The following is a 13,326-nucleotide window of genomic DNA, read 5'->3' on the forward strand; positions in this document are numbered from 1 at the left end:
CAATTGCAAGCCGACTCCACTCAGGACTTTCATGATGGACGCGTTCGAACTCCCCGTTACCCTGGCCCACGCTCTGCAACAGCGCGCTGCCCTGACCCCTGATCGGCTGGCGCTGCGGTTTCTCGCCGACGACAAAGAGCAGGGCGCCGTGCTCAGCTACCGCGACCTGGACCTGCGGGCCCGGACCATCGCTGCAGCGTTGCAGGCCAATGCCGGGTTCGGTGATCGCGCCGTCCTGCTGTTCCCCAGCGGCCCGGATTACGTGGCGGCGTTCTTCGGTTGCCTCTATGCCGGGGTCATCGCGGTGCCGGCCTATCCACCGGAGTCGGCCCGTCGTCATCATCAGCAACGTCTGATCTCGATCATCGCCGACGCCGAGCCGCGTCTGGTGCTGACCAGTTCGCCCCTGCGTGAGCCATTGCTGAACATGGACGAACTGTCCGCCGCCAACGCGCCGACGCTGCTTTGCGTCGATGACCTCGACCCGGCGCTGGCTGACGGCTGGCAGCAGCCCGACCTGAAGGGCGATGACATCGCCTTCCTGCAGTACACCTCCGGCTCCACTGCGCTGCCCAAGGGCGTACAGGTCAGTCACGGCAATCTGGTCGCCAACGAACAACTGATCCGTCGAGGCTTCGGCATCGATCTCAACCCGAACGACGTCATCGTCAGCTGGCTGCCGCTGTATCACGACATGGGTTTGATCGGCGGCCTCTTGCAGCCGATCTTCAGCGGCGTGCCGTGCGTGCTGATGTCCCCGGCGTACTTCCTGACCCGGCCGATTCGCTGGCTGGAAGCGATCAGCGAATACGGCGGTACCATCAGCGGCGGCCCGGATTTCGCCTACCGCCTGTGTACCGAGCGGGTCAGCGACGCGGCGCTGGCGCGGCTGGACCTGAGCGGCTGGCGTGTGGCGTATTCCGGTTCCGAGCCGATCCGGCTCGACACCCTGCAGACATTCGCCGACAAATTCGCCGCCTGCGGTTTCAGCGACAGCAGCTATTTCGCCTCCTACGGTCTGGCCGAGGCGACGCTGTTTGTCGCCGGTGGTCAGCGCGGGCAGGGCATTCCAGCGTTGCAGGTCGATGACCAGGCGTTGATGCAGAACCGCGTAGCGCCCGGCACCGGCAGCGCGATCATGAGCTGCGGCACCGACCAGCCGGACCACGCCGTGCGCATCGTCGAACCCACGCAACTGAACGTGCTGGGCGACAACGAAGTGGGCGAAGTCTGGGCCGCCGGGCCGAGCATCGCCCACGGTTACTGGCGCAACCCGGAGGCCTCGGCCAACACCTTCGTCGAGCGCGACGGCCAGACCTGGCTGCGTACCGGCGACCTGGGTTTCCTGCGCGACGGCCAGCTGTACATCACCGGGCGCCTGAAAGACATGCTCATCGTGCGCGGCCACAACCTGTATCCGCAGGACATCGAGCAGACCATCGAGCGCGAGGTTGACGTGGTGCGTAAGGGCCGCGTGGCGGCGTTTGCGGTGAATCACAACGGCGAAGAAGGCATCGGCATCGCTGCCGAAATCAGCCGCAGCGTGCAGAAAATCCTGCCGGCCGAAGCGCTGATCAAGACCCTGCGCCAGGTCGTCGCCGAAGCCTGCCAGCAGGCGCCGAGCGTGGTGGTGCTGCTCAATCCGGGCGCGCTGCCGAAGACCTCCAGCGGCAAGCTGCAACGCTCGGCCTGCCGCGTGCGGCTGGCAGACGGCACGCTGGACAGCTACGCGCAATTCCCGGTAAGCGAAGCGCCATCCAGCACGAGCCGCACTGAGCCGACGTCCGACCTGCAAACGCAGATCGGCCAGATCTGGGCCGAGCATCTGAATTGCGAACAAGTGGCGGGCGACGACCATTTCTTCCTGCTTGGCGGCAACTCGATTCTGGCGACCCAGGTGGTCGCTTGCCTGCGTGAAGTGCTGGGCGTCGAGCTGAACCTGCGCCTGCTGTTTGAAGCGCCGACCCTCGGCGCCTTTGCCGAGCAGGTCGCCCGGCAACAGGTCAGTGGCGGCACCGGCCAGAGCCCCATTCCGCGCCTGCCGCGCAATCGGGCCCTGCGGCAATCCTTGGCGCAGAACCGCCTGTGGCTCATCTGGCAACTGGAGCCCCACAGCAATGCCTACAACATTCCCGGCGCGTTGCGCCTGCGGGGTGAGCTGGACGAGCGCGCCCTGCGCAACAGCTTTGCGCAGTTGATCGAGCGCCACGAATCCCTGCGCACGCGCTTCGATGAGCAGGATGGTCAGGCCGTGCAACTGATCGACGCCAAGCCGTCGTTTTCCTTGAGCGTGGTCGACCTCAGCGACCTCCCCGGCAGCCGCCTGCGCGCCGAGCAACTGCGCGAAGACGATGCCCGCGCGCCGTTCGATCTGCGCAAGGGCCCGCTGTGGCGGGTGACGTTGGTACGCCTCGACGACCAGGAACACATCCTGTTGGTGACAATGCACCACATCATTGCCGACGGCTGGTCGCTGAACATTCTGATCGACGAGTTCTCGCGCCTGTACGCGGCGGCCTGCCATGGGCACACAGCCGAACTGGCGCCGATTGCGTTGCATTACGCCGACTACGGCCAGTGGCAGCGCGACTGGCTGGCCAATGGTGAGTCGGCGCGGCAACTGGCGTGGTGGAAGGAACAATTGGGCGTCGAGACGCCGCCCCTGAGTCTGGCCGTCGACCACCCACGCTCGACGCAAAAGCAGCACAGCGCTTCGCGTCTGACCCTCAAGCTGGATACCGCCCTCAGCGAGGCTGTACGCCAGACCGCTCAGGCTCATCAGGCCACGCCGTTCATGCTGTTGCTGTCGGCATTCCAGAGCCTGCTGCATCGTTACACCGGGCAGACCGACATCCGCATCGGCGTGCCGGGTGCCAACCGTCCGCGTCTGGAAACCCAGGGACTGATCGGCTTCTTCATCAACACGCTGGTGCTGCGCGCCGAGCTGGACGCACGCCTGCCGTTCGCCGAATTGCTGGCGCGCACCCGTCAAGCGACGCTGGGCGCCCAGGCCCATCAGGACCTGCCGTTCGAGCAGTTGCTGGAAGCCTATCCGCAAGCCCGCGAGCAGGGCCTGTTCCAGGTCATGTTCAACCATCAGCAGCGCGATCTCAGCGCCCTGCGCCGACTGCCGGGGCTGCTCGCCGATGAGCTGCCGTGGCACAGCCGCGAAGCCAAGTTCGACCTGCAACTGCACAGCGAAGAAGACGCGAAAGGCCGTTTGAGCCTGTCCTTCGACTACGCCGACGAGCTGTTCGACGCGGCGACCATCGCCCGTCTGGCCGAGCATTTCGTCAGCCTGCTGCGCCAGGTCAGTGAAGATGCCGAGCGTGCGCTGGAGGATCTGCAACTGCTCAGCGATGAAGAGCGCGTGCAGCAACAGACCTGGGGTGCAGCGCCGTGCAAACCGGCGGCGCAGTGGCTGCCGGAGCTGCTCAATCATCAGGCCCAGCAGACCCCGGAGCGTATTGCCCTGCGCTGGGATGGAGGCGAGCTTGATTACGCCAGTCTGCACACCCAGGCCAACCGTCTGGCCCATTACCTGCGCGATAAGGGTGTCGGCCCTGACGTGCGTGTGGCGATTGCCGCCGAGCGTTCGCCGCAACTGCTGGTCGGCCTGCTGGCAATCATCAAGGCCGGTGGCGCCTACGTGCCGCTGGACCCGGATTACCCGACCGAGCGGCTGGCCTACATGCTGGCCGACAGCGGCGTGGAGCTGCTGCTGACCCAAAGCCAACTGCTCGACCGCCTGCCCACCGCCACCGGCGTCTGCGCCATTGCCATGGATCTGCTCAAGCTCGACAACTGGCCGAGCCACGCGCCGGGCCTGCATCTGCACGGCGACAACCTCGCCTACGTGATCTACACCTCGGGCTCCACCGGCCAGCCGAAGGGCGTCGGCAACAGCCACGCAGCATTGGCCGAGCGTCTGCAATGGATGCAGGCGACCTATCGGCTGGATGAAACCGACGTGCTGATGCAGAAGGCGCCGATCAGCTTCGACGTCTCGGTGTGGGAGTGCTTCTGGCCGCTGATCACTGGCTGCTCGCTGGTGCTGGCCGGTCCTGGTGAACACCGCGATCCGCAGCGCATCGCGCAACTGATCCAGCAGTTCGGTGTGACCACGCTGCACTTTGTGCCGCCGCTGCTGCAACTGTTCATCAACGAACCGCAGGCCCGCGCCTGCATCAGCCTGCGTCGTTTGTATTCCGGTGGCGAGGCATTGCCCGCCGAGCTGCGCAATCGCGTGCTGGCGCAACTGCCGGGCGTGCAACTGCACAACCGCTACGGCCCGACCGAAACCGCGATCAACGTCACCCACTGGCAATGCAGCGTTGAAGACGGCGAGCGTTCGCCGATTGGCCGCCCGCTGGGCAACGTGATCTGCCGCGTGCTGGATGCCGAGCTGAACCCGGTGCCGCAAGGCGTACCGGGCGAGCTGTGCATCGGCGGCATTGGCCTTGCCCGTGGTTATCTTGGCCGTGCCGGGTTGACCGCCGAACGTTTCGTCGCCGATCCGCTGAGCGAGCAGGGCACGCGCTTGTACCGCACCGGCGACCGTGCGCGCTGGAGCGCTGACGGCGTGCTGGAATACCTCGGCCGCCTCGATCAGCAGGTCAAGCTGCGTGGTTTCCGTGTCGAACCGGAAGAAATCGAAGCGCGCCTGCTCGCTCAAGCCAGCGTCGATCAGGCCGTGGTGCTGGTGCGCGACACCGCCGCCGGTGCGCAATTGATCGGCTATTTCACCCGCAACGATTCAAGCGTCGACGAGCATCAGCAGATCGAGCAACTGAAGGCAGCACTGGCTGCCGAGCTGCCGGACTACATGGTCCCGGCGCAGCTGATGTGTCTGGCGCAAATGCCGCTGAGCCCGAGCGGCAAGCTTGACCGCAAGGCGCTGCCGGAACCGGTGTGGCAGGTGCGCGAGCACGTCGAACCGCAGAACGCACTGGAACAACAGATTGCCGCAATCTGGCGTGAAGTGCTGGGCGTGTCGAAGGTCGGCCTGCGTGATGATTTCTTTGCCCTCGGCGGGCATTCGCTGCTGGCGACCCAGATCATTTCTCGCACCCGTCAGGCCTGCGACGTCGAGTTGCCGCTGCGGGTGCTGTTCGAGGCCAGCGAGCTTGGCGCCTTTGCCGAGCGCATCGGCCAACTCAAGGACAGCGGCCAGACCAACCAGCAATCGGCCATTGCCCGCATCGACCGCAGCCAGCCGGTGCCGCTGTCGTACTCGCAGAAGCGCATGTGGTTCCTCTGGCAGATGGAGCCGGACAGCCCGGCGTACAACGTCGGCGGCATGGCGCGCTTTACCGGCGTGCTCGATGTCAGCCGTTTCGAGGCGGCGTTGCAGGCGCTGATCCAGCGCCACGAAACCCTGCGTACCACCTTCCCGAGCGTCAATGGCGTGCCGCGTCAGCAGGTGTCGGCAGAAACCGGCGTGGTCCTGCAATGGCAGGACTTCTCGGCGCTGGAGCCTGACGCTCAACAATGGCGCCTGCAACAACTGGCCGACGACGAAGCGCACACGCCGTTCAACCTGGAAACCGGGCCGCTGCTGCGCGCTTATCTAGTCAAGGCGGGCGAGCAGGAACACTACTTCGTGCTGACCCTGCACCACATCGTCACCGAAGGCTGGGCGATGGATATTTTTGCCCGCGAACTCAGCGCGCTGTACGAAGCCTTTATCGACGACCGCGACTCGCCGCTGGCGCCGCTGCCGGTGCAATACCTGGACTACAGCGTCTGGCAACGGCAGTGGCTGGAGGCTGGCGAGCGTCAGCGCCAGCTGGATTACTGGATCGCGCAACTCGGCGACGAACACCCGCTGCTGGAGCTGCCGAGTGACCGTCCGCGTCCGCCGGTGCAAAGCCATCGCGGCGAGCTGTACCGCTTCGACCTCAGCGACGAACTGGCTAACCGTGTGCGCGCCTTCAATGCGCAGCAGGGCCTGACCCTGTTCATGACCATGACCGCGACCCTCGCTGTGTTGCTCTATCGCTACAGCGGCCAGACCGACCTGCGCATCGGCGCGCCGGTCGCCAACCGCATCCGCCCGGAAAGCGAAGGGCTGATCGGCGCCTTCCTTAACACTCAGGTGCTGCGTTGCCAGCTCGACGGACAGATGCGTGTCGCTGAGTTGTTCGAGCAGGTGCGCCACACGGTCATCGAAGGCCAGTCTCATCAGGACCTGCCGTTCGACCATCTGGTCGAAGCCCTGCAACCGACCCGCAGTGCGGCGTATAACCCGTTGTTTCAGGTGATGTGCAACGTGCAGCGCTGGGAATTCCAGCAGAGCCGCACGCTGGGCGGGATGAAGGTCGAGTACCTGGTCAACGATGCCCGCGCGACCAAGTTCGACCTCAACCTGGAAGTCACCGATCTGGACCACCGTCTGGGTTGCTGCCTGACCTACAGCACCGACCTGTTCGACGAGCCGCGCATCGCACGCATGGCCGAACACTGGCAGAACCTGCTGCACGCGCTGATCGCCGACCCGCAGCAGCGTCTGAGTGAACTGCCGCTGTTGCAGGCCGCCGAGCAGCAAGCGCTGCGCGACAGTCTGGGCTGTGAGGCCGGTGAGCAGCGTCTGGACCAGAACATCCACGGGCTGTTCGCCGAACAGGTTGCCATGCGTCCCGATGCACCGGCGCTGACCTTTGCCGGTGAAACCCTGAGCTACCGCGAACTGGACCAGCGCGCCAACCGTCTGGCCTGGCGTCTGCGTGAGCAAGGTGTTGCGCCAGACGTACGTGTCGGCCTTGCTTTGGAGCGTTCGCTGGACATGGTGGTCGGCCTGCTGGCGATTCTCAAGGCCGGTGGCGCCTACGTGCCGCTGGACCCGGAATATCCACTCGACCGCCTGCATTACATGATCGAAGACAGCGGCATCGGCCTGCTGTTGAGTCACGCCAGCCTGCTGCAAGCGTTGGGCGAGCTGCCAGCCGGTGTGGCGAGCTGGTGCCTGGAAGACGATGTTGCGGCGCTGGCCGCGTACCCGTCCGAGGCGCCGACCGTCGAGACTCTGTCGCAGCATCAGGCCTACCTGATCTACACCTCGGGCTCCACCGGCAAGCCGAAAGGCGTGGTGGTGTCCCACGGCGAAATCGCCATGCATTGTCAGGCAGTGATCCGTCGTTTCGACATGCGCCCGGACGACTGCGAGCTGCATTTCTATTCGATCAACTTCGACGCCGCCACCGAGCGCCTGCTGGTGCCGTTGCTCAGCGGCGCGCGGGTGGTGCTGCGGGCTCAGGGGCAATGGGACGCGCGGGAAATCTGCGCGCTGATCCGCGAGCAGGGCGTCAACATTCTTGGCTTTACGCCCAGCTATGGCAGCCAGTTGGCGCAATGGCTGGCGACCCGGCAACAGACCCTGCCGGTGCGCATGTGCATCACCGGCGGCGAGGCGCTGACCGGCGAACACCTGCAACGCATCCGTGGCGCTTTCGCGCCGGAACGGTTCTTCAACGCCTACGGCCCGACCGAAACCGTGGTCATGCCGCTGGCGTGCCTGGCGCCGGACGCGCTGGAGCAGGGCCAGGCCAGCGTGCCGATCGGCAGCGTGGTTGGGTCCCGGGTGGCTTACATTCTCGACGCCGATCTGGCGCTGGTGCCGCAAGGCGCGACCGGCGAGTTGTATGTCGGCGGGGCGGGGCTGGCGCAGGGGTATCACCAGCGTCCGGGGTTGAGCGCCGAGCGTTTTGTCGCTGACCCGTTCGCCAGTGACGGCGGCCGTCTGTACCGCACGGGGGATCTGGTGCGCCAGCGCGCCGACGGGCTGGTCGAGTACCTGGGGCGTATCGACCATCAGGTGAAGATTCGCGGTTTCCGCATCGAGCTGGGTGAAATCGAAAACCGCCTGCTGGAACACGACGCCATTCGCGAAGCCGTGGTGCTGGCGCTGGACATGCCGGGCGGCACGCAACTGGCCGGATATCTGGTCAGCGACGCGGCCTCACAAGGCGAAGAAGCGCAGGCGCAACTGCGCGAATCGCTGAAAACCCACCTGCGCAGCCAGTTGCCGGATTACATGGTGCCGACCCATCTGATCCTGCTGGCGAGCATGCCGCTGACCGCCAACGGCAAGCTCGACCGCCGCGCGCTGCCAGCGCCGGACCCGGAGCTCAACCGCCAACGTTATGTGGCGCCGAGCAACGCGCTGGAACAGCATCTGGTGAATATCTGGTGCGACGTGCTCAACGTCAGCCAGGTCGGCCTCAACGACAACTTCTTCGAGCTGGGCGGCGATTCGATCCTGTCGATTCAGGTGGTCAGTCGCGCCCGGTCGCTGGGTATCCATTTCACCCCGCGCGACCTGTTCCAGCACCAGACCGTGCAGAGTCTGGCGCTTGTCGCCAGCCGTACCGAGCAGGTGCAGGCCGAGCAGGGCTTGTTGACCGGTGAGTCGGCACTGACGCCGATCCAACACTGGTTTTTCGACAGCGACATGCCGCAGCGTCAGCACTGGAACCAGGCGCTGGTGCTGCAACCGACCGGCAGCCTCGATCCCCACGCGCTGGATCAAGCCTTGTTGGCGGTGCTGGAGCAACACGATGCCCTGCGCCTGAGCTTCACCCAGGCCAACGGCCAATGGCGCGCTGAACACCGTGGCCTGCCGGACGGCGGTGTGCTGCGCCAGGCAAAGGTCAACGACATGGCTGACGCCACCGCGCTGTTCGACCAGATCCAGCGCAGCTTCGACCTGCAGCACGGGCCGCTGGTCGGCGCCTTGCTGGTGGACGGGCCGAACGGCGAACAGCGCCTGCTGCTGGCGATCCATCACCTGGTGGTGGACGGTGTGTCGTGGCGCATTCTGCTGGACGACCTGCAAGTGGCCTATCGGCAGATCCTCGCCGGTAACGCGGCGCAACTGCCGGCGAAAACCAGCGCCCTGCGTGACTGGGCGGCGCGCTTGCAGGCCTATGCCGGCAGTGAATCGCTGCGTGAAGAGCTGCAGTTGTGGCAGCAGCAACTGGCCGGACCGGCCAACGAATTGCCGGGTCAGCGTGAGCAGGGCAGCCAGCAAAACCGCCATGCCCAGACCGTCAGCGTGCGTCTGGACGCGGCCGCCACCCGGCAACTCCTGCAACAGGCACCGGCGGCTTACCGCACCCAGGTCAACGACCTGCTGCTGACCGCGCTGGCGCGGGTGGTCGGGCGCTGGACCGGGCAGCCGTCGACGCTGATTCAACTGGAAGGCCATGGCCGCGAAACCCTGTTCGACGACATCGACCTGACCCGCACCGTCGGCTGGTTCACCAGCGCTTACCCGGTGCGCCTGAACCCGCTGGATGCCGGACCGGGCGAGGCGATCAAGGCGATCAAGGAGCAATTGCGCGGCGTGCCGCACAAGGGCCTGGGTTATGGCGTGCTGCGTTATCTGGCCGATGCCGCCAGCCGCGAGGCCATGGCCGCGTTGCCGCACGCGCCGATCACCTTCAACTACCTCGGTCAGTTCGACCAGAGCTTTGCCGACGACGCGCTGTTCCGTCCGCTGGAAACCTCGGCCGGCGAAGCTCATTCCCCGGACGCGCCGTTGCCCAACGAGCTGAGCATCGACAGTCAGGTGTACGGCGGCGAGCTGGTGCTGCGCTGGACCTTCAGCAGCGAGCGGTATGAGCGCAGCGCCATCGAGGCGCTGGCCAATGCCTATGTCAGTGAGCTGGCGGCGCTGGTCAGCCATTGCCTCGGCGAGGACGCCGGTGGCCTGACGCCGTCAGACTTCCCGCTGGCGCGTCTGACCCAGCCACAGCTGGACAGCCTGCCGGTGGTCTGGTCACAGATCGAAGACGTCTATCCGCTGACCCCGATGCAGGAAGGCATGCTGCTGCACACCCTGCTGGAACCGGGCACCGGCCTGTACTACATGCAGGACCGCTACCGCATCAACAGCGAGCTGGACCCCGTACGCTTCGCCGCCGCCTGGCAGGCGGTGATCGCCCGTCACGAAGCCCTGCGCGCGTCGTTCTGCTGGAACATCGGCGAAGACATGCTGCAGGTCATTCACAAGCCCGGCAGCACGCCGATCGAGTACCTGGACTGGAGCCTTGATCCGGAAGACAGCCATGAACCGCGCCTGCAAGCGCTGCTCAAGGACGAACGCGAAGCCGGTTTCGATCTGCTGCATCAGGCGCCGTTCCACCTGCGCTTGATCAAGGTTGGCGCGGCGCGTTACTGGTTCATGATGAGCAACCACCACATCCTCATCGATGCCTGGTGCCGTTCGCTGTTGATGAACGATTTCTTTGAAATCTACAGCGCCCTCGGCGAAGGCCGCGACGCGCAACTGAGCCAGCCTCCGCGCTACCGCGACTACATCGGCTGGCTGCAGAAGCAGAGCCTGAACGAAGCGCGGCAGTGGTGGAAAAACAACCTCAAGGGCTTCGAGCGCACCACGCCGATCCCGAGCGACCGGCCGTTCCTGCGCGAGCATGCCGGCGACAGCGGCGGCATGGTGGTGGGCGACTGCTACATCCGTCTGGACGTGGCCGATGGTGTCCGTCTGCGTGAACTGGCGCAGCAGCATCAACTGACCGTCAACACCTTCGCCCAAGCGGCGTGGGCCTTGGTGCTGCGTCGTTTCAGTGGCGACCGCGACGTGCTGTTCGGCGTCACCGTGGCCGGGCGTCCGGTGGAGTTGCCGCAGATGCAGCGCACCGTCGGCCTGTTCATCAACAGCGTGGCGCTGCGGGTCAAATTGCCGCAAGACGGCGAGCGCTGCAGCGTGCGGGCGTGGCTCAATGGCCTGCTGGAACGCAACATGGAGCTGCGCGAGTACGAATACCTGCCGCTGGTGGCGATCCAGGAAAACAGCGAACTGCCCAAGGGCCAGCCGCTGTTCGACAGCTTGTTCGTGTTCGAGAACGCGCCGGTGGAAATGGCGGTGCTGGACCACGCGCAGACCCTCAACGCCACCTCGGATTCGGGCCGCACCCACACCAACTTCCCGCTGACAGCAGTCTGCTACCCGGGCGACGACCTCGGGCTGCACCTGTCCTACGACCAGCGCTATTTCGAGCAGAGCAGCGTCGAACGCCTGCTGAGCGAGTTCAAGCGCCTGCTGCTGGCGCTGATGGAAGGCTTCCATGGCGACATGGCCGAGCTGCCGCTGATCGGCGCACAGGAGCGCGAGTTCCTGCTGCACGGCTGCAATCAGAGTGCGCACGCCTACCCGCTGGAGCAAAGCTACGTGTCGCTGTTCGAAGCGCAGGTAGCCGCGCATCCGCAGCGGGTCGCCGCGACCTGCCTCCACCATCAGGACACCTACGCCAGCCTCAACCAGCGCGCCAATCGCCTCGGTCATGCGCTGGTCGCCGCCGGGGTGCAGGTCGATCAGCCGGTGGCCTTGCTCGCCGAGCGCAGCCTGGACCTGCTCGGCATGATCATCGGCAGCTTCAAGGCCGGCGCCGGTTACCTGCCGCTGGATCCGGGCCTGCCGGCTCAACGTCTGGGTCGGATCATCGAACTGAGCCGCACGCCGCTGCTGGTCTGCACCGAGGCCTGCCGCGACCAGGCGCAGGCGTTGCTGGACGAGTATTCCTGTGCCGGACGACCGAAACTGCTGGTCTGGGAAGAGGTGCAACACGGCAGCTGGTCGCTGGCCAATCCGCGCATTCATAGCGGCCCGGACAACCTCGCCTACGTGATCTACACCTCCGGCTCCACCGGCCTGCCAAAAGGCGTGATGGTCGAACAGCGCGGCATGCTCAACAACCAGCTGAGCAAGGTGCCGTATCTGCAACTGAGTGAGCGCGACGTGATCGCCCAGACCGCGTCGCAGAGCTTCGATATTTCGGTCTGGCAGTTCCTCGCCGCGCCGCTGTTCGGTGCGCAGGTGGACATCGTGCCGAACGCCATCGCCCATGATCCGCAAGGTTTACTGGCTCACGTACAGGAGCAGGGCATCACCGTGCTGGAAAGCGTGCCGTCGTTGATTCAGGGCATGCTGGCCCAGGAATGCATCGCCCTCGATGGCCTACGCTGGATGCTGCCGACGGGCGAGGCGATGCCGCCGGAACTGGCGCATCAGTGGTTGCAACGCTACCCGCAGATCGGCCTGGTTAACGCCTATGGCCCGGCCGAATGTTCGGACGACGTGGCGTTCTACCGCGTCGATCTGGCCTCGACTCGTGGCACGTATCTGCCGATCGGTTCGCCGACCGACAACAACCGCCTGTACTTGCTCGACGCCGCGCAGAACCTGGTGCCGCTGGGCGCGGTGGGCGAACTGTGCGTGGCCGGGACCGGCGTCGGTCGCGGTTATGTCAGCGATCCTGTGCGCACTGCGCTGGCCTTCGTGCCGAATGAATTCGGTACGCCGGGCGAGCGTCTGTACCGCACCGGCGACCTGGCGCGGCAACGGTCGGACGGCGTGCTGGAATACGTCGGCCGTATCGACCATCAAGTGAAGATTCGCGGTTACCGCATCGAACTGGGCGAAATCGAAGCGCGCCTGCACGAACAGCCGGAAGTGCGCGATGCCGCCGTCAGCGTGCAGGAGGGCGTCAACGGCAAGCACTTGGTGGGTTATCTGGTGGCGGCCGATGGCGCCCTGAATCCGAGCGAACGGCTGGAGCGCATCAAACAGCGCCTGCGCGCCGAACTGCCGGAATACATGGTGCCGCTGCACTGGTTGTGGCTGGAACGCCTACCGCTGAACGCCAACGGCAAGCTGGACCGCAAGGCCCTGCCGGACCTGGACATCGGCCAGTTGCACGGTGCCGACTACCTGGCGCCGCGCAGCGAACTGGAGCAAACCCTAACCGATATCTGGGCCGAGGTGCTCAAGGTCGAGCAGGTTGGCGTACGCGACAACTTCTTCGAACTGGGCGGGCATTCGCTGCTGGCGACACAGATCGCCTCCCGCGTGCAAAAGGCCCTGCAACGGGACGTGCCGTTGCGAGCGATGTTCGAGTGCAGCACCGTCGAAGAACTGGCCGGCTACATCGACGGGCTGGAAACCAGCGAGATCAGCGACGACACCTTCGACCGGCTGGGGGATTTGATGGCGGAGCTGGAAGATCTGTAACCCGCTCTTCATCCTCTGCGGAAACGGGCCTGGTATAGCCGGCGCTTTCCCTGTGGAAGCGGGCTTGGTATAGCGGGCGCTTTCCCCGTGGGAGCGGGCTTGCCCGCGAAAGCGTTGGTTCAGGCGACATCGCGTTGCCTGTTACGGCCTCTTCGCGGGCAAGCCACGCTCCCACGGGATTAGTGCTGCGGCAGGATATTCAGCGGCGCCATAAGACCGGCTGACGGGCGCCATCCCTGTAGGAGCTGGCTTGCCCTGCGAGCGGCGACGAAGTCGTCGTAAATCCTGCGCACGCG

Annotated in this window: 1 protein-coding gene; it reads left to right on the forward strand. The window is 65.5% G+C overall.

All coding sequences use genetic code 11. The features are described from left to right. Positions 1–31 precede the first annotated feature (31 nt). Positions 32–13,030, forward strand: coding sequence for a non-ribosomal peptide synthetase (locus ACIPL0_RS12750; RefSeq protein WP_400731538.1), 12,999 nt, complete (start codon positions 32–34; stop codon positions 13,028–13,030). Positions 13,031–13,326 lie beyond the last annotated feature (296 nt).

Origin of the sequence: Pseudomonas sp. NPDC090208, assembly GCF_044746785.1 — a bacterium.
Taxonomy (GTDB): Bacteria; Pseudomonadota; Gammaproteobacteria; order Pseudomonadales; family Pseudomonadaceae; genus Aquipseudomonas.

Bases quoted from the DNA above. Each gene is read 5' to 3' on its own strand.
- ACIPL0_RS12750 (WP_400731538.1), top strand. From the start codon at position 32: ATGATGGACGCGTTCGAACTCCCCGTTACCCTGGCCCACGCTCTGCAA.